The sequence below is a fragment of the Nonomuraea angiospora genome (assembly GCF_014873145.1).
GTDB lineage: Bacteria > Actinomycetota > Actinomycetes > Streptosporangiales > Streptosporangiaceae > Nonomuraea > Nonomuraea angiospora.
Window position 1 is genome coordinate 9562577 of sequence record NZ_JADBEK010000001.1, and the last position, 17379, is coordinate 9579955.

Consider the following 17379-nt stretch of genomic DNA (forward strand, 5'->3'; position numbering starts at 1 on the left):
GTGATTCGCGCAATTTCCCGATGGCGCTACTACAGTCCATCGTGATTTATCGGTTTTCTGGGAGGAGTCACCCTGGACCCGATCGCGGACGAGCTGCTGAAGACGGTGCGGCAGGAACTCGGCTACAAGGAGAAAAGCGGCCAGTTCACCAAGTTCGGCCAGTGGTATGCGGATCGCGTCCAAGACACCCAGTACCGCAACGGGCCGTGGTGCGACATGTTCATCGCCTGGGCCGCGGACAAGGCCGACCTCAGCCAATATGTGGGCGAGTTCGCCTGGACGCCCTCCCACGCCGCCTGGTTCATGAAACAGGGGGCGTGGACGCAGAAGCCCGAGCCGGGTGCGCTCGTCTTCTTCGACTGGAAGGGCGGCAAGAGCTACAAGGGCATCGACCACGTGGGGATCGTGGAGAAGGTCAGCGGCAAGAAGATCCACACGATCGAGGCGAACGTGGACCGGATCTGGCTCAAGCGCAAGACGCGCGAGACGGACAAGGTCGTCGGCTACGGCATCCCGCGCCTGGTCAAGGCCAGCGCCGACAAGCTAGGGGAGATCCGCTCGACCGAGCGGCCCTTCGTGCCGGCGCCGCGCGTGGAGACCGGGCAGGGGTCGCCCCTGGACTTCCTGGGCACGCCGCCCGCGCTGCTGACCGCGATGGTGCTCATGACCGTCGCCCTCTCCCTCCGCGTCACCGGCCGCCGCCGCGGCACCCACCGCCGCCTCACCTGGCCCTGGAACGCACCAACCACCCCGGACGCGCCACCCGGGCCCGCGCTCGAACGGGTCACGATCCGCGCCAAGGCGGCGCCCCCGGAGCCCGCGCAGGCCGAATCCCGTCTCACTCCGGCGCCGGCGGCCCGCCCGGCCAGGGCGCGCGTCCCGGCCGCCGCGGCCACCAGGCCCCCGACCTCGACGAGGCGCAAGCCCTACGAGCCCGGCTAGCCCGCGCTCCGGCCCGCGAAGGGTTAGGCCGTGAGGTCGATGACCACCTTGACGTCGTGGCCGCGCTCGAAGGCGTCCAGGGCGCGCGACAGCGGGACCCGGCGCGTGATCAGCCGTTCGAGCCACCCGAGGTCGGCCTTGACCAGCGCGTCGGCGGCGTCCCTGTAGTGCCGCAGGTTGGCGTTGACGGTGCCGAAGACCACGTCGTTCTCCAGGACGATGTCCCGGTTGATGAGCCCCGCGTCCACCCGGTGCTCACGCCCTCCGGGTGAGAGCCCGGCCAGGCAGACGATCCCCGCGGCGGCCGTGCCCACCATGGCGTCGATGACGAGCGTCCCGGCCCCCGTGCACTCGATGATGACGTCCGGCCTGACCGTGGTGAGCTCCTTCAGCGACGAGCCGGAATGGTAGGTCCCGCCCAGGTCCTCCACGAGCCGCGACTTGAGCCCCGCGGATGAGCGGTTGAGCACGTGGACCTCCAGCCCCCGCTGCCGCCCCATCAGCGCTGCCAGCAGCCCGATGGGCCCGGCCCCGGTGACCAGCAGCGTTCGGGGCTCGAACCAGGCCCGCGACCCGATCCGCTCGATCTGCTCCCACGCCTTGGCGACCACCGACGTGGGCTCGACCAGCACGCCGACGCTCTCCAGCGACGGATCCAGGCGCACGGCGTAGCCGCCCTCGACCGTCCAGCGTTCGGAGGCGTACCCGTCGATCTCCTTGATGCCCCGCTCGGTGTACTCGCCGTTGCGGCACATGTCGAACTCGCCCCGCTTGCAGGCCCCGCAGGGCACGGGGTCGGGCCGCCGCACCACCCCGACCACCAGGTCGCCGCGGGAGAACGCGGACCCGTCGGGCACCTCCAGCACCCGGCCCAGCGACTCGTGCCCGAGCACCATGCGCTCCTTGCCGGGCGGCGGCCAGCCGTAATCGGCGGTGATCAGCTCCCTGTCGGTCCCGCAGACTCCCAGCGCCAGCCCCTGGACCAGCAGTTCGCCCTTGCCCGGCGCGGGCTCGGGGACCTCCTCGACGGCGAGCGTCCCCTGCTTGCCCGGTGCGAACGTCAGTGCGCGCATGCGGTGTCACCCCCTCGGGCCCCCTACCCGGATGCCGGGGAGAAATAGTAGGACGTCCAAGTACCAATTAATAGGACGTCCTAGTATCTTCGGAAGGAGAGCCCTCACGAAGGAGTGAACAGGCGTGCACGTCCCGGTACACCCAGTCCGTTTCGTGACCGCCGCGGCCTTGTTCGACGGCCACGACGCGGCGATCAACATCATGCGGCGCATCCTCCAGTCACAGGGGGCCGAGGTCATCCATCTCGGGCACAACCGGTCCGTGGACGAGATCGTCACGGCCGCTCTCCAGGAGGACGTCCAGGGCGTGGCGATCAGCTCCTACCAGGGCGGCCACGTGGAGTTCTTCACCTACCTCGTGGAGCTGCTGCGCGAGCGCGGGGCCGGGCACGTCAAGGTGTACGGCGGCGGCGGGGGAGTGATCGTCCCCGAGGAGATCGAGCTGCTGCACTCGCGCGGCGTCACCCGCGTCTTCTCGCCCGAGGACGGCCAGCGGTACGGGCTGCCCGGCATGATCAACCAGCTCATCGAGGAGTGCGACGTCGAGCTGGACGGCTCCCCGTCGATCGAGGCCGTGGTCTCGGGCGACCAGGCGGCGCTGGCCCGCGCGATCACGCTCATCGAATCGGGGCGGGCCCCGGAGGCGCTGGTCGAGGGCCTGAAGGGCGCCGCGACGGGCAAGAGCGCCCCCGTGCTCGGCATCACCGGTACGGGCGGCTCCGGCAAGTCCTCGCTCACCGACGAGCTGGTCCGCAGGTTCCGCGTGGACAACGACGACAAGCTGCGCATCGCGGTCATCGCCATCGACCCCACCCGCCGGCGCGGCGGCGGCGCGCTGCTCGGCGACCGCATCAGGATGAACAGCCTGAGCCCCCAGACCTACTTCCGCTCCCTGGCCACCAGGGGCGCCGCCAACGAGGTGCCCGCCTGCCTCGACGAGGTGATCACCGCCTGCCGGGCCGCGGGCCACGACCTGGTGATCGTGGAGACGCCCGGCATCGGCCAGGGCGACGCCGGGATCGTCCCCCACGTGGACGTGCCGATCTACGTGATGACGCCCGAGTTCGGGGCGGCGTCGCAGCTCGAGAAGATCGACATGCTGGACTTCGCCGAGGCCGTGGTGATCAACAAGTACGAGCGGCGCGGCGCGGAGGACGCCCTGCGCGACGTGCGCCGCCAGCTCGTACGCAACCGCGAGGCGTTCGGCGCCAGGCCGGAGGACATGCCGGTCTTCGGCACCATCGCGGCCCGCTACAACGACGCCGGGGTCACGGCCCTCTACCAGCACCTCAAGCCCCTCCTGCTGGGCGAGCCCGGGCCGGGGCTGCTGCCGAAGGTGTCCGGGCGCACCTCGCAGGCGTCGGCCGCCATCGTGCCGCCGGCCCGGGTCCGCTACCTGGCCGACATCGCCGAGACCGTGCGCGCCTACCACGCCGAGACGCTCGCCCAGGCCGAGGTCGCCCGCCGCCGCCAGCAGCTGGCCGCCGTGCGCTCCCTCCTGGAGGACTCCCGGCTGGAGGAGCTGGAGGCGCAGGCGGAGCGGGAGCTGAGCGAGGAGAGCCGGGCCCTGCTGGCCGCCTGGCCCGCCGTCAAGGAGCGCTACACCGCCGACGAGCTGGTGGTGAAGGTGCGCGACCGCGAGATCCACACCCCGCTCTGGCGCGAGACCCTGTCCGGCAACCGGATCCCGCGCGTGGCCCTGCCGCGCTACAGCGACCACGGCGACCTGCTGCGGTTCCTGCGCGCCGAGAACCTGCCCGGATCGTTCCCCTTCACCGCCGGCGTGTTCCCGTTCAAGCGCGACGACGAGGACCCGACCAGGATGTTCGCCGGTGAGGGCGACCCGTTCCGCACCAACAGGCGCTTCAAGCTGCTGTCCGAGGGCCAGCCCGCGACCCGGCTGTCCACGGCGTTCGACTCGGTGACCCTCTATGGCCATGACCCGGACCTGCGGCCCGACATCTACGGCAAGGTCGGCACCTCGGGCGTCTCGATCGCGACGCTCGACGACATGAAGGTGCTCTACGACGGGTTCGACCTGGCGGCGCCGAACACGTCCGTGTCCATGACGATCAACGGTCCCGCGCCCACGATCCTGGCCTACTACCTCAACACCGCCGTTGACCAGGCCCTCGACCGCTTCCAGGCCGAGCAGGGGCGCCCGCCGTCGGCCGAGGAGGCCGCCGGCCTGCGCGCCCGTACGCTGGCCACGGTCAGGGGCACCGTGCAGGCCGACATCCTCAAGGAGGACCAGGGCCAGAACACCTGCATCTTCTCCACCGAGTTCTCGCTGCGGATGATGGCCGACATCCAGGAGTGGTTCATCGAGAACGGCGTGCGCAACTTCTACTCGGTCTCGATCTCCGGCTACCACATCGCCGAGGCCGGGGCCAACCCGATCAGCCAGCTCGCCTTCACGCTGGCCAACGGCTTCACGTACGTGGAGGCGTACCTGGCCAGGGGCATGAAGATCGACGACTTCGCCCCGAACCTGTCGTTCTTCTTCTCCAACGGCATGGACCCCGAGTACAGCGTGCTCGGCCGGGTGGCCCGCCGCATCTGGGCGGTGGCCATGAGGGAGCGCTACGGCGCCGGGGAGCGGTCGCAGAAGCTGAAGTACCACATCCAGACCTCGGGCCGGTCGCTGCACGCCCAGGAGATGAACTTCAACGACATCCGCACCACCCTCCAGGCCCTGATCGCCATCTACGACAACTGCAACAGCCTGCACACCAACGCCTTCGACGAGGCGGTGACCACCCCGTCGGCCGACTCGGTGCGCAGGGCCATGGCCATCCAGCTCATCATCAACCGCGAATGGGGCCTGGCCAGGAACGAGAACCCGCTGCAGGGCTCGTTCGTCGTGGAGGAGCTGACGGACCTGGTGGAGGAGGCCGTGCTCGCCGAGTTCGAGCGGCTGTCCGACCGGGGCGGCGTGCTGGGCGCGATGGAGACCGGCTACCAGCGCGGCAAGATCCAGGACGAGTCCATGCTGTACGAGATGCGCAAACACGACGGCTCGCTGCCGATCGTCGGGGTCAACACGTTCCGCAACGGCACGGACGAGCCTCCGGCGCACAAGCTGGAGCTGGCCAGGGGCACCGAGGAGGAGAAGCGCTCGCAGCTCGACCGGCTGCGCGCCTTCCACGAGCGCAACCGCTCGGAGGCCCCGGCGCAGCTCGCCCGGCTGCGCGAGGTGGCGATGTCGGACGCGAACGCGTTCGAGGTGCTGATGGACGCGGCCCGCGTCTGCTCGCTCGGCCAGATCACGGAGGCGCTGTTCGAGGCGGGTGGCCAGTACCGCCGCAACGTCTGATCCTCGCGCGTGGGTGATGAGGGGGCTCGGGAGCCGCGCGGATAGGATCACGAATCGGGAACATCGCTATCCAGGAGGCTTTCATGTCCGACGTCACTTTCAAGGGCACGCCCGTCGCCGTGGGCGGCACCTTCCCGCGGCCCGGCGACAGCGCGCCCGCGTTCAAGCTGGTGGGCGGCGACCTGGCCGAGCACTCGCTGGAGGACTACGGCCAGAAGACCAAGGTGCTCAACATCTTCCCGAGCCTCGACACCGGCGTCTGCGCGGCCTCGGTGCGGCGCTTCAACGAGGTGGCCGCCGAGCACCCCGAGGTGGCCGTGCTCTGCATCTCCGCCGACCTGCCCTTCGCCCAGAAGCGGTTCTGCGGCGCCGAGGGTCTCGACAGCGTGGTCACGCTCTCGCTCATGCGGGGCCGTGAGTTCCTGACCGACTACGGCGTGGCGCAGGAGTCGGGGCCGCTGGCGGGGCTGGCCGCGCGCGCGGTGGTCGTGCTCGACGGCGACAACCAGGTGGTCTACTCCCAGCTGGTGTCGGAGATCACCCAGGAGCCCGACTACGACGCCGCGCTGACGGCGCTCAAGTAGCTCAAGCGGTGAGACCGGGGGTCCAGTCCAGGACGTGGACCCCCGGTCTCAGCTCCTCCTGGCCACGCCGCACAGGATCAGCGACGACTCGGGCCCGTCGACGAAGTCGATCATGTCGGCGTGGTCGGGACGCCACTCCGGCAGCCAGACGAGGCCCGGGTCGACCAGCTCGAACCCCTCGAACAGCGCCGCGATCCGGCCCCGGCTCCGGAACGTGAGCGGGGCGTTGGTGCCCCGGTAGACCTCGGTGATCGCCTTCACGGCCGCGGCGCGGGCGTCGCTTGTGCCGTGGGACATGACCAGGTAGCTGCCGGGGGCCATGGCGTCGCGCAGGCTCGCCATGATCTCCCGGGGGTGGTCGGAGTCGGCGACGTAGTGCATGGTCGCCGTCAGCAGCACGCCGACCGGGCGGCTGAAGTCGATCGCCGCCATCACCTCGGGATTGCGCAGGATGCCCTCCGGCTTGCGCAGGTCGCCCTCCACCGCCGTCGTGTCACCCTGCCCGGCCAGCAGCGCCCTGGCGTGTACCAGCACCACCGGATCCCGGTCCACGTAGACCACCCTGGCCCCCGGGGTGATCTTCCTGGCCACCTCGTGCACGTTGTCCTGGCCCGGCAGCCCCGTGCCGAGGTCGAGGAACTGCGTGATGCCGGACTCGGCGAGGTAGCGGACGGCACGCCCCAGGAACGCGCGGTTCGCCCGGATCGCCGCGCGTAACTCCGGAGCCGTGTCGAGCAGCTTCTCCGCCGCGGCCCGGTCGGCAGGGAAGTGGTCCTTGCCACCCAGGAAGTAGTCGTAGAGCCGGGCGACGTTGGGAGTGTGCGGATCGAAGGCTGGCGACTCTCGTTCCAACCGTCATTCCCCCGATCAAGAGTTAACGATCTTCGACCTGGATTCTACGGATCTATACCGACATTCACTGCCGAATACCCTTCGATCTAGGCTGATGTTGTGGACGACACCGGTGTGCCCGTGGAGATCCCCGAGACGGTCCGGCGGATCGTGTCCCTGGTGCCGTCCCTGACCGAGTCGGTGGCGGCGACCGTGCCGGAGGCGCTGATCGGGGCGACCGACTGGTGCTCGCACCCGGCCGACCTGGACGTGACCAGGGTCAGGGGCACCAAGAACCCCGACCTCGACGCGATCAGGAGGCTCCGGCCCGACGTGGTCCTCGCCAACGCCGAGGAGAACCGCGCGCCCGACATCCAGGCTCTGCGCGAATCGGGCATCGCGGTCTGGGTGACGAAGATCGAGACGCTGGATCAGGCTTTCGGGTCGCTGGAGCGCATGTTCCGGGAGGCGTGCCGTGCCGGACGCCCCGAGTGGCTGGACGCGGCGGAGCAGGCGTGGCGCGCGCCCGTGGAGGGACCGCGGCGCACGGCCGTCGTCCCGATCTGGCGGCGGCCGTGGATGGTGGTGGGGCGCGACACGTTCACCGGGGACGTGCTCAGGCGGCTCGGCGTGGACAACCTCTACGCCGGCCACGAGGAGCGCTATCCCAGGATCCCGCTGCCCGAGCTGGTCGAGCGGCGGCCCGACCTGGTGGTGCTGCCGGACGAGCCGTACGCGTTCTCGGAGGCGGACGGCCCCGAGTGCTTCCCCGGGCTCGCCTGCGCGCTGGTCAGCGGGCGGCTGCTCACCTGGTACGGCCCCTCGCTCGTGCAGGCGCCCGCCCTGCTGCGGAGCGCTCTCACCGGATCAGCGGGCCCGTAAGCGTCCGGCGGCGGCCAGGGCGGCGTCCACGGAGGCGGCGGAGAGCACGTGCTCCATGACGATCACCGCCATCCCCACGATCCCGGCCCGGTCCTCAAGCGAGGTGGGCACGATCTCCAGGTTCCTGGTCGTGTACGGCAGGCTGTGCCGGTAGACGATCTCCCTGATCCCGGTCAGATAGTGCTCCCGGGTCTCCGCCATGTCCCCGGCCAGCACCAGGACGCCCGGATTGAGCAGGCTGACCGCGGTGGCCAGCACGAGGCCCAGCGTGCGCCCCGCCTCCTGGGTGCGGGCGATGGCCGCCGGATCGCCCGCCTGCACCAGGCGTACGACGTCGCGGCTGGACCCCTGGCCCAGGTCGGTGGCCAGGGCGTGGCCGCTGGCCAGCGAGGCCACGCAGCCGCGCGAGCCGCACGTGCAGACCCGGTCGTCGTGCTCGTTCAGCCGCACATGCCCGATGTTGCCGGCGGCCTCCTCGACGCCCCGGTAGATCTGCCCGTCGAGCACGATCCCGGTGCCGATCCCGGTCGAGACCTTGATGAGGATGAGCGAGTCCGTGTCGCGCCACGACGACCACCACTCGCCCAGTGCCATCGCGTTGGCGTCGTTCTCGACCAGGACGGGCACGTCGTAGGTCTCGCCGATGGCCTCGCCCACCGGATAGCCGTCCCACCCGGGCATCAGGAACGATCTGATCATCCGCCCGGTGGTGTGGTCCACGGAGCCGGGCAGGTCGAGCCCGATGCCGCACACGTCGCTCGCCGGCCGCCCGGCCCGGTCGAGCAGCCGCTGGAACGCCTCCCGCACCCACGACAGGACCGCGTCGGGGCCGAGCTCGATGCGCATCTCGGCCCGCTCCTCGGCCAGGGCGCGGGCGGCCAGGTCGGTGAGCGCCACGCCGGCGTGGCTGGCGCCCAGGTCGGCCACCAGCATCAGGCGCCGGCCGGCGTCCACGTCGAGCACCGAGGGCGGTCGCCCGCCCCCGGAGGCCGCGACACCGGACTCGTGGATGTATCCGGCGTCGATGAGCCGGTCGACCCGGTCGGTGATCGTCGACCGGGACAGGCCGGTGTACTCGATCAGTTCTTTGCGCGTACGGCAGGTGCCATGGCGGATGAGCTGGAGGATCTGCCCTGCCGTCAGCATGATCTATCCCTTCTCCGCCCCTGCCGTGAGGCCCTCCGTCAGCAGTCGCTCACTGGCGAAGAACACGATCACGATGGGCAGCGTGAGCACCACCGAACCTGCCATCAGGACCGTCGTGGGGATCTCTATGCTCCCCGCCAGCTGCGAGAGGCCCAGGGACACCGTCCAGCTCTCCCGCTTCTCCACGAGGAAGAGCAGGGCGAACAGGAACTCGTTCCACGCGATCATGAACGCGTAGAGGCCGGTCGCCATCAGCGCGGGTTTGGACAGCGGCAGCACCACGCGCCAGATGGTCGAAAGCCTCGTGCACCCGTCGATCGCGGCCGCTTCCTCCACGCTTCGCGGCACGGTCTCGAAGTAGTTGCGGAGCATGTATACCGTGACGGGCACGGTTTGCGCGATATACACGAGGATCAGTCCGAAAAGGGATCCGCGTAGCCCCAGCATCGTGAAGAGTACGAAGAGGGGGATGGCCAGCACGATCGCCGGAAACAGGTACACCGCCAGGAAGAGGAAGTGCACCTGCCGCCGCCCGAAGAAGCGCAGCCGCGCGACCGCGTACGCGCCCGGGATCGAGATCAGCAGCGTGACCGCCACCGAGGCGAGCGCGACGATCGCGCTGTTCCTCAGGAAGCTCAGGAAGCCCTGGCGGGTCAGCACGTCCACGTAGGTGTCCAGGGTGAAGCCGCGCGGCCAGAGCGAGCCCGGCTCCAGGATCAACTCCTGGATGTCGCGCACGGACAGCATCACCATGTAGAGGAAGGGGAACGCGGTCATCAGGACGAGCACCATGATGACCAGCGGCTTCAGCACCCGGAGGAGGGCCCGCTCGAACCTATCTCTGCTCACCTTCACCCCCGCCGAAGAACCGCAGGTAGACGACCAGGAACACGACCAGGAAGACCGCCAGCACGATCGCCTGCGCGGCCGAGGCGCCGATGTCGTCGCGGGCGGTCAGGAAGTTGTAGACCCGCACGCTGACCACCTCGGTCCCGGCCCCGCCGCCGGTCAGCAGGTAGACGTCGTCGAACTTGGTGAACGTGAACACGAACCGCAGCACCGACAGCAGCGCGATGATCCGCCAGAGCTGCGGCATGATCACGTATCGGAACCGCTGGGTCGGCGTGGCCCCGTCCACGACCGCGGCCTCGTCCAGCTCCGCGGGCAGCGCCTGCAGCCTGGCCAGGATGAACAGGAACGCGAACGGGAAATACCGCCACGCCTCGAACGCGATCACCGTGAACAGCGCCACCGGCACCCGCACGCCCAGGAGCTCGCCCCTGGCCTGGCTGAGGAACGCGATCGGCTCGTGGAGCCAGGTGTTGACGATGCCGTACTGGGGGTTGAGCATCGTCTCCCACAGGAACGCCACGGCCACGACCGGCGCCACGTACGGGATCAGGATCGAGGCCCTGACCAGGGTCCGCCCCCTGAACCTGTCGCGCAGCGCCAGCGCCGCCACCAGCCCGATCGCGATCGACAGCGCGGTCCCCGCGACGGTGTAGACGAGCGTGTTGACCAGGGACGACCAGAAGCCGGGCTCGGAGATCACGTACGAGAAGTTCTCCAGCGTGTAGTGGCCGAAGATGCCGACCCGGCGGATGTTGATCAGCCGGGCGTCCTGGAACGCCAGCATGATCGCCCACAGCAGTGGCAGCACCACCACGACCAGCGTGATGACGAGCGTCGGCGAGATGAGCGCCAGCCCGGCCCGCCCTTCCCGCTGCCGCAGAGTGGGGGTCACTGGCGGATCCCGCGCTTGATCGTCTCCACGTCGGCCTTGGCCCGGGCGGCGGCGGCCTGCGGGGTCAGGGAGCCGTCCACGACCGCGCTGAGCGCCTTGGGCACGGGCAGCTCGCCCATGGTGGCGCCGATCAGCTTGCCCTGCCCCTGCGGGATCCCCCAGCGGGCGAAGGTGTCGGGACTCTTGCGCAGGGCGTCCAGCACGTCGGCCGGGTAGATGCCGGCCAGCGGCTTCTTGGAGTCGACCCCGGCGGGCAGCTTGTTCCATTTGTCCTCGAAGCCCTTGCGGGTCGGGAACTTGCCCTCGGGCGCCATGCCGATCCAGCGCTCGTAGCCCTCGTTCATCATGTAGGCGACGAACTTCGCGGCGGGGTCCTTGGCGGCGTCACGGGTGACCGCCCAGGAGACGATCTCGCCGTACTGCGCGGGCGCGCTCCCGTCGGGCCCCTTCAGCGCCGTGACCACGCCGGTGTTCTTGGCCAGCCACTCGGGGTCGGCGCGGCACTCCTGGCAGCTCGGCAGCGCGTCCTTACGGAGCCCGGCCAGCTCGTCGAGGATGAACGACGACCAGATCGTCATGGCCGCCTTGCCGGAGAAGTAGGTGGCCCGGGTGGAGTCGACGTCCTGCTTGCCCTTGACGGAGTAGTCCTTGGCGAGCTTGCCGTAGAACTCGAACGCCTTCACGCACTGCGGCGAGTCCAGGGCGACATTTCCGGAATTGTCGACGAGCTGGCAGCCGTTCGCGAGCGCGACGTGCTCGAAGCTCTGCGCGGTGAACGAGTCCTTCGGCGCGATCGCCAGCGTGATGCCCGCGACGCCTCCCGTGTTGAGCTTGGCGGCCGCCGCCTGCAGCCGCTCGTACGTGTCGGGCGGCTGCAGCCCGGCCTTGTCGAACAGGTCCTTGCGGTAGAGGATCAGCTGCGCCCACCCGTCGCTCGGCACCGCGAGCAGCTTCCCGCCCGAGCTGTCGAGCTCCAGGGCCCGCGGCGAGAAGGAGTCGCGGCCGAGCTGGTCGACGACCTTGCCGGGGGTCTCGGTGTCGAGCAGGTCGTTGGCCTCCAGCTCGCGCACCGCCGCCAGCGGCAGCGCGCCGATCACGTCCGGCAGGTCGCCGGCCGCGGCGGCGGCCGTCACGGCCTGGCTGAACTGGTCCTCGGCCATGGCGACCAGCTTCACCTGGATCCCGGTCTTCTTGGTGAAGTCGGCGGCGATCTGGTTCTGTACGGCCATCCGGTCGTTGAGGTTCTCTTCTGTCCAGACGGTGATCTGGTTGCCGGCGGACGACTCGCCACCGTCGCCGCACGCCGCCAGTGAGGCGGTGGCCAGCAGCGCGACGGAGAGGACGGCGGTTACCTTCTTCGGCATGGCACGCTCCTCCGATTCGGGGATATGCCGCCCTTACCCTCGCCATGACCTCGGCAACGTTCGGTAGTCGATAACGAGACCGGTCTGTACCCGCTCCGTGCCTACACGCCTATGATCGGATCTTTGTCGCAAAAGATCTACTTTGGGGCATTTCGGTCATCCGGAGGTCACTGCACTAGCTAGAAAGCCCAGGTGTGCGGCCTGGCAGGCGATGTCGGTAAGGTCACTTTCCGGAAGACACGCTGCCAGAAACCCCAATTTCACCAGCCGCCCCCGGCGGAAGTCGTAGACTTAAGAGTGTTACGAGCGCAACTATCGTATGCAAACAAGTACTAAAGCTTTGACTTTTGTTTGATCATTAAGCGTAAGTGTGGGGAATGCGCGTCATCACGTTCGAGCAGCCAGGCCGTGTCCGCGTCAGCCTGGAATCGCCAGCCGACCTGGCGCCGGGATCCGTACGAGTCCGTACGATCTACTCCGGCGTTTCGGCAGGCACGGAGCTCACCGCCTATCGCGGCACAAATCCATATCTCAACCGTCATTGGGACACCGAGCGCCGCCTCTTCGTCGATGGCCAGACGCACGCCTACCCGCTGACCGGCTGGGGCTACCAGGAGGTCGGCGAGGTCGTCGAGGCCGCGCCCGACGTCGCCGACCCGCCGGTGGGCAGCATCGTGTGGGGCATCTGGGGCCACCGCGCCGAGGCCGTCGTGCCGGCCGAGAAGCTGGTGGGGCACGTGATGCCGCCCGGCGCCGACCCGCTGACCGGCGTGTTCGCCCGGGTCGGGGCCATCGCGCTCAACGCGGTGCACGCCTCCGACGTGCACCTCGGCGACCAGATCGCGATCTTCGGGCAGGGCGTCATCGGGCTGCTCGCCACCCGCCTGGCCGTGCTGAGCGGCGCCCGGGTGGTCGCGGCCGACGCCATCCCCGACCGGCTGGAGCTGGCCAGGAGGTTCGGCGCGGCCGAGGTGTTCGACGTGCGCTCCGGGTCGGTGGCCGAGTTCATGCGCAAGCGCGTCGAGGGCGCCGACACGGTCATCGAGCTGAGCGGCACCCACCAGGGCCTGCACGAGGCCATCAGGACCGTGCGCAAGGGCGGCAGGGTCGTGGCCGCAGGCTTCTACCAGGGCGACGGCGTCGGGCTGCGGCTGGGCGAGGAGTTCCACCACAACCAGGTCCAGCTCGTCTCCTCCCAGATCGGCGGCGTGGCCTCGTGGCTGGCGCACCGGTGGGACGTCGAGCGGCTGCAGCGCACGTTCATGGCGCTCGTGCACGAGGGCCAGATCGAGGTCGGCGACCTGATCAGCCACGTGGTCCCCGTCGAGAGGGCCGCGGAGGCCTTCGACCTGATCGACAAGCACCAGTCCGAGGTGCTCCAGCTCGTCTTCACCTTCGAGGAGTGACAGTGAAGCTCGCCGTACAGGAGCAGCTTCTGCCCGGCCGCACGCTGCAGGAGAAGTTCGCGTTCGCGCTCGATGCCGGGTTCGACGCCATCGAACTGCGCGGCAAGGGCGATTTCCACTTCGCGGGCCGCCTGACGGAGCTCAAGCGGGCGCGGGCCGACGGCGTGGTCATGCCGACGGTGTGCGTGGACATGCCGCACTTCATCGGCGACTTCGACCCGGCCAAGCGCAAGGACGCCATCCAGCAGCTCAGATCGCAGCTCACGGTGATCGCCGAGCTGGGCGGCGTCGGCGTCATGACGCCCGCCTCCTGGGGGCAGTTCTCGCTCCGGCTGCCGCCGTTCCAGCCGCCGCGCAGCGCGCAGGATGACCGCGAGGTGCTGACCGAGGCGCTGGGCATCCTGGGCGAGCACGCGCAGCGCAACGGCGTGCTGATCATGCTCGAACCCCTCAACCGGTACGAGAACCACATGGTCAACACCCTGGCCGAGGCCGTCTCCTACTGCTCGATGGACTCGATCAGGATCGTCGGCGACACCTACCACATGAACATCGAGGAGGACGACCCCTGCCGCTCGCTGGTCGAGGCCGCCCCCTACCTCGCGCACATGCAGATCAGCGAGTCCAACCGCAACCAGCCCGGCACCGGTCACATCGACTGGGGCGCGCAGCTGGCCACGCTCGACGCCGTCGGCTACGACGGCTACCTCGCCCTGGAATGCCGCCTGCGGGGCGAACCCGAGATCGTCCTCCCCCAGACCGCGGCCTTCGTCAGGAAATACCTATGATCCTCCGCGACGCCGTGCGCGTGCTGGTGGCCAACTGGGACGGCAGCTACACGGTCCCCTCCCGCCGCCTGTACCCGCACCAATGGAGCTGGGACTCCGCCTTCATCGCGATCGGCAACGCCCGGTGGTCGCCGCGAAGGGCCAGGATCGAGCTGCTCTCCCTCTTCGGCGCGCAGTGGCGTGACGGCAGGGTGCCGCACATCGTCTTCAACCCCGCGGTGCCCGAAGGGGCCTACTTCCCCGGGCCCGAGTTCTGGCAGGCGCACGCACCGGGAGGGTCCGCGACCTCCGGCATCGTCCAGCCGCCGGTCCACGCGCTGGCCGCGTGGAAGACGCACCTGGCCGAGCCCGACCCGGCGTTCCTGCGCCGGATCTACCCCCGGCTCGTGGCCCAGCAGGAGTTCCTGCGCGCGGCCAGGCGCTCCCCTGAGGGGCTGATCTCGATCGTGCACCCCTGGGAGTCGGGCATGGACAACAGCCCGGCCTGGGACCTGCCGCTGCGGGCCGTACGGCGCGACACCGTGGGCTTCGTCCGCCGCGACCTCGCCACGGTCAGCGCCGAGGAGCGGCCCACCGACCGCGACTACGAGCGCTACGTCTCGCTCGCCCGTGCCTACCGCGACTCCGCCTACCGCGCTCCGGGGGAGTTCCAGGTCGAGTGCCCCCTGTTCAACGCCGCGTACGGCGTGGCCGAGTCGACGCTGGCCCGGATCGCGCAGGTGTGCGGCCTCGACCCCGAGCCGCACGAGCGCGAGGCGGCCGCGATCACCGAGGCCATGGTCGAGCACCTCTTCGACGGCGGCCTCTTCCAGGCCCGCGACGTGCGCACGGGGCGGCTGCTCCACTCCAGCAGCACTGCCGGGCTGACCCCGCTCATGCTCCCGCACCTGCCGGACGAGGTCGCCGAGGCGCTGATCGGCTCCACGCTCGACCGGTTCGCTTTCAAGGACGGGGCGCTGCCCAGCTACTCTCCCGCGGCGCTCGACTTCGACCCGGCCCGCTACTGGCGCGGCCCGAGCTGGATCAACCTCACCTGGCTCGTCTGGCAAGGGCTCAAGGACCGCCGCCCCGACCTGGCCGACCTGGTCGCCGAAGGGATGGTCAACTCGGTCGCGCGATCGGGCTTCCGCGAGTACTTCGACCCCTTCAGCCTGCACGGCCACGGCAGCCACGACTTCAGCTGGTCAGCCGCCCTCCTCCTCGACGTGGTCGCTGAGCACGGCCTGGACGGTCTGCCGGCGTCTGGCCGCGAGGTCGGACAGGAACCGGGGGGCCTCGGCGAACCCGACGACGTCGGTGATCACGTGCTCACGTAGCCGCCCTCCGTACCGCCTGAGCAGGGCGATCGTCTCGTGCGAGAGCCGCTCGCGGTCCCAGGAGTGCGCCAGGCCGCGCGGCACCCGGCCGATCTGGGCGCAGCGCAGCGTCAGCCCGTTGTGGTGGAACTCCTCGCCCAGCCGCACCTCCTGCGCGCCCTGCGTGTAGAAGGCGAGGTCCACCAGCGTGCCCTGCGGGCGCAGCATCCTGAGCCCGAGGGCCAGCGCCCTGGTCTGGCCGCGGCACTGGAACACCACGTCGGCGCCCCGGTCGTCGCGGCCGTGCCGCCAGCGGCGCTTCAGGTCCACGGCGGGATCCTCGTCAGCATCCACGTCGGCGGCCAGGACGTTCGCGCCGAGCGCCGCGGCGATCGCCAGCCTGGCCGGGGTCTCGTCCACGACCACGACCTCGGCCGCGTCGCAGGCCATGGCGAAGCAGGCCGTCAGCAGCCCCACCACGCCCGCTCCCACGACCGCGACCCGCCGCCCGCGCACGCCGTCGCCGAGCCGCTGCACGGCCGGGCCGTGCAGGTCGTGCGCGGCGTGCAGGAGGCCGTTGGCGCAGATCGGGCCCATGTGGGCGACGTAGACGCCGAGCATGGGGTCGAGGTCCTCCGGCAGCTCCACGAACCGGTCGGCCATCGGGTCCGCCACGTACGCCGTGCGATGTCCGTAACACATCGCGACCAGCGCACCCTCGCTCACCGCCCGTGTACGCGTCTCGACCACCAGGCCGACCTGCATGTAGCCGATGCCGCGCACCGGGTAGGCGATCGACGGCGTGCCCTCGGAGAACAGCCCGAGCGCCGGGTCCCAGGTCGAGGACAGGTAGGGGTTGGTGCCCTTGACGTAGGTCAGCTCGGTCCCGGCCGAGACCCCGCTGTGGGTGGTGGCCAGCATGAACCCACCCTCGGGGATGCCCGGCAACTTCTCCTCGACCAGGCAAACTTCCCCGGGCGCCTCGATACTCAGGACACTACTCATCCAGCACCACCGGCCTCCGTTCCGCCGCGGACTGCGCGAGTGCCAGCGCCAGGCGATGCGTCCGCAGCGCCTCCCCGTACGGTACGCGCACGTCGGCGTCCTTACCCTGCACCGCGTTGACGAACTCCCGGTCCACGCGCGTCTTCGCCTGGCCGTCGTCCTCGATCACCCGCCGGCCGTCCACCAGCAGCCGCGTCTCGCTGAGCTCCAGCGCGAGGCCGTCGGCGCACACCTCCAGCCCCACCCGGTGCTTCTGGGTGAGCAGGCAGGAGGTGGCCAGCAGCCCGGCCGCGCCGTCGGCGAAGCGCAGGACCGCCGCCGTGGCCCGGTCCACCTCGCCGTCGCTGTGGTTGGCGGCGGGGACGGCGTGCACCATCGACACCTCGCCCACCAGGACCCGGGCGAGGTCCAGCACGTGGACGGCCTGCTCGACGATCTGGCCGCCGGACATGCTCGGGTTCAGCCACCAGGCGACCGGCGGCACCTTGTCCAGCCAGTGGCCCAGGGCGAGCCGTACGGGGCGCTCGGCGAGCAGGTCACGGGCGTGTCCGATGAGGTCGAGATAACGCCAGTGATGACCGACCGCGGTCGGCAGAGATCTTCGCTCGATTTCGGACGCGATGTTTTCTGCGGTTTGGAGGTCGAGCGAAAGGGGTTTTTCCACAAAAAACGGTAGATTACACGACAGAACATCATGTTCGGGGGTGCCGTGCGCGAAAGGAGGCACACAGACGTAAACAGCATCGAGACCGCCGGCGCTGAGTAGGTCGGCATGGTCACCATAGGCGGGGGCGCCGTGCCGGGAGGCCAAAGCCTCGGCCCTGTGGAGATCAATGTCGGCGATTCCCGCGATCGAGACATCTGGGAAGCCGGACAGTACATCTGCGTGGCGAGCGGCGACATTTCCGGCACCGATGATGCCGATGCGGGTCATTGGGGACACATTCCGGCATATGCCACATCTGATCGCCGTCAAACAAAGAGGTTCAAAGGCGCATAGATC

Annotated in this window: 15 protein-coding genes and 1 pseudogene; 8 read left to right on the forward strand and 8 right to left on the reverse strand. The window is 69.8% G+C overall.

All coding sequences use genetic code 11. The features are described 5' to 3' along the window. Nucleotides 1-105 precede the first annotated feature (105 nt). On the forward strand, nucleotides 106-942 hold the full coding sequence (locus H4W80_RS44140; RefSeq protein ID WP_318787336.1) for a CHAP domain-containing protein: 837 nt from the start codon (nucleotides 106-108) through the stop codon (nucleotides 940-942). Between the two features lie 23 nt (nucleotides 943-965). Here the strand turns inward: H4W80_RS44140 and H4W80_RS44145 are convergent, their stop codons facing one another. Next, entirely contained in the window at nucleotides 966-2015 is a 1050-nt protein-coding gene (locus H4W80_RS44145) for a glucose 1-dehydrogenase (RefSeq protein WP_192790504.1), read from the reverse strand. A 124-nt stretch (nucleotides 2016-2139) separates the two neighbouring features. Between H4W80_RS44145 and icmF the strand changes: the two genes are divergently transcribed. Together icmF and tpx are read left to right on the forward strand one after the other, a co-directional pair. Then, complete coding sequence (gene icmF, locus H4W80_RS44150) at nucleotides 2140-5331, forward strand: fused isobutyryl-CoA mutase/GTPase IcmF (RefSeq protein WP_192790505.1); 3192 nt, start codon at nucleotides 2140-2142, stop codon at nucleotides 5329-5331. Nucleotides 5332-5414: 83 nt separating this feature from the next. Next, entirely contained in the window at nucleotides 5415-5915 is a 501-nt protein-coding gene (gene tpx, locus H4W80_RS44155; protein ID WP_192790506.1) for a thiol peroxidase, read from the forward strand. A 48-nt stretch (nucleotides 5916-5963) separates the two neighbouring features. Here the strand turns inward: tpx and H4W80_RS44160 are convergent, their stop codons facing one another. Next, a complete protein-coding gene (locus H4W80_RS44160; protein WP_192790507.1) occupies nucleotides 5964-6767 on the reverse strand; it encodes an SAM-dependent methyltransferase in 804 nt (267 codons plus the stop codon). 99 nt (nucleotides 6768-6866) lie between these two features. Between H4W80_RS44160 and H4W80_RS44165 the strand changes: the two genes are divergently transcribed. Then, the gene (locus H4W80_RS44165; RefSeq protein WP_192790508.1) at nucleotides 6867-7628 is read left to right on the forward strand and encodes a helical backbone metal receptor; all 762 of its coding nucleotides are present in this window, start codon (nucleotides 6867-6869) and stop codon (nucleotides 7626-7628) included. Here the strand turns inward: H4W80_RS44165 and H4W80_RS44170 are convergent. Genes H4W80_RS44170 through H4W80_RS44185 form a run of 4 tightly spaced genes read right to left on the reverse strand, consistent with a single transcriptional unit; the run spans nucleotide 7614 to nucleotide 11882 of the window. Next, the gene (locus H4W80_RS44170; RefSeq protein ID WP_192790509.1) at nucleotides 7614-8774 is read right to left on the reverse strand and encodes an ROK family transcriptional regulator; all 1161 of its coding nucleotides are present in this window, start codon (nucleotides 8772-8774) and stop codon (nucleotides 7614-7616) included. The two genes, H4W80_RS44165 and H4W80_RS44170, sit on opposite strands and share 15 nt — an antisense overlap. 3 nt (nucleotides 8775-8777) lie before the next feature. Next, a complete protein-coding gene (locus tag H4W80_RS44175; RefSeq protein WP_318787337.1) occupies nucleotides 8778-9623 on the reverse strand; it encodes a carbohydrate ABC transporter permease in 846 nt (281 codons plus the stop codon). Next, the gene (locus tag H4W80_RS44180) at nucleotides 9610-10518 is read right to left on the reverse strand and encodes a carbohydrate ABC transporter permease (RefSeq protein ID WP_192790510.1); all 909 of its coding nucleotides are present in this window, start codon (nucleotides 10516-10518) and stop codon (nucleotides 9610-9612) included. Before H4W80_RS44180 ends, H4W80_RS44175 begins: the two co-directional genes overlap by 14 nt. Next, a complete protein-coding gene (locus H4W80_RS44185) occupies nucleotides 10515-11882 on the reverse strand; it encodes an ABC transporter substrate-binding protein (protein ID WP_192790511.1) in 1368 nt (455 codons plus the stop codon). The genes H4W80_RS44180 and H4W80_RS44185 overlap by 4 nt, the downstream gene beginning before the upstream one ends. Before the next feature lie 377 nt (nucleotides 11883-12259). On the opposite strand from H4W80_RS44185, the gene H4W80_RS44190 reads away from it, so the two are divergent. The 3 genes and pseudogenes from H4W80_RS44190 to H4W80_RS64790 all read left to right on the forward strand — a co-directional run. Continuing rightward, complete coding sequence (locus H4W80_RS44190; protein ID WP_192790512.1) at nucleotides 12260-13288, forward strand: zinc-dependent alcohol dehydrogenase; 1029 nt, start codon at nucleotides 12260-12262, stop codon at nucleotides 13286-13288. Between the two features lie 2 nt (nucleotides 13289-13290). Then, a complete protein-coding gene (locus H4W80_RS44195) occupies nucleotides 13291-14076 on the forward strand; it encodes a sugar phosphate isomerase/epimerase family protein (RefSeq protein ID WP_192790513.1) in 786 nt (261 codons plus the stop codon). Further along, nucleotides 14073-15251: pseudogene (locus H4W80_RS64790) on the forward strand (MGH1-like glycoside hydrolase domain-containing protein); the annotation flags it as partial. The gene H4W80_RS44195 and the pseudogene H4W80_RS64790, both read left to right, overlap by 4 nt. A 9-nt stretch (nucleotides 15252-15260) precedes the next feature. Here H4W80_RS64790 and H4W80_RS44205 read toward each other — a convergent pair. Together H4W80_RS44205 and H4W80_RS44210 are read right to left on the reverse strand one after the other, a co-directional pair. After that, nucleotides 15261-16376 carry a zinc-dependent alcohol dehydrogenase gene (locus tag H4W80_RS44205; protein ID WP_192790514.1) on the reverse strand — a complete coding sequence of 372 codons (1116 nt, stop codon included), beginning with the start codon at nucleotides 16374-16376 and terminating at the stop codon, nucleotides 15261-15263. Next, nucleotides 16369-17253 carry a Gfo/Idh/MocA family protein gene (locus H4W80_RS44210; protein WP_318787645.1) on the reverse strand — a complete coding sequence of 295 codons (885 nt, stop codon included), beginning with the start codon at nucleotides 17251-17253 and terminating at the stop codon, nucleotides 16369-16371. Before H4W80_RS44210 ends, H4W80_RS44205 begins: the two co-directional genes overlap by 8 nt. On the opposite strand from H4W80_RS44210, the gene H4W80_RS63990 reads away from it, so the two are divergent. Further along, entirely contained in the window at nucleotides 17200-17376 is a 177-nt protein-coding gene (locus H4W80_RS63990; protein WP_318787662.1) for a hypothetical protein, read from the forward strand. The genes H4W80_RS44210 and H4W80_RS63990 overlap by 54 nt on opposite strands. Nucleotides 17377-17379: the final 3 nt, after the last annotated feature.

Bases quoted from the DNA above. Each gene is read 5' to 3' on its own strand.
- H4W80_RS44145 (WP_192790504.1), bottom strand. From the start codon at position 2,015: ATGCGCGCACTGACGTTCGCACCGGGCAAGCAGGGGACGCTCGCCGTC.
- H4W80_RS44205 (WP_192790514.1), bottom strand. From the start codon at position 16,376: ATGAGTAGTGTCCTGAGTATCGAGGCGCCCGGGGAAGTTTGCCTGGTC.
- H4W80_RS44170 (WP_192790509.1), bottom strand. From the start codon at position 8,774: ATGCTGACGGCAGGGCAGATCCTCCAGCTCATCCGCCATGGCACCTGC.
- H4W80_RS44190 (WP_192790512.1), top strand. From the start codon at position 12,260: ATGCGCGTCATCACGTTCGAGCAGCCAGGCCGTGTCCGCGTCAGCCTG.
- tpx (WP_192790506.1), top strand. From the start codon at position 5,415: ATGTCCGACGTCACTTTCAAGGGCACGCCCGTCGCCGTGGGCGGCACC.
- H4W80_RS44185 (WP_192790511.1), bottom strand. From the start codon at position 11,882: ATGCCGAAGAAGGTAACCGCCGTCCTCTCCGTCGCGCTGCTGGCCACC.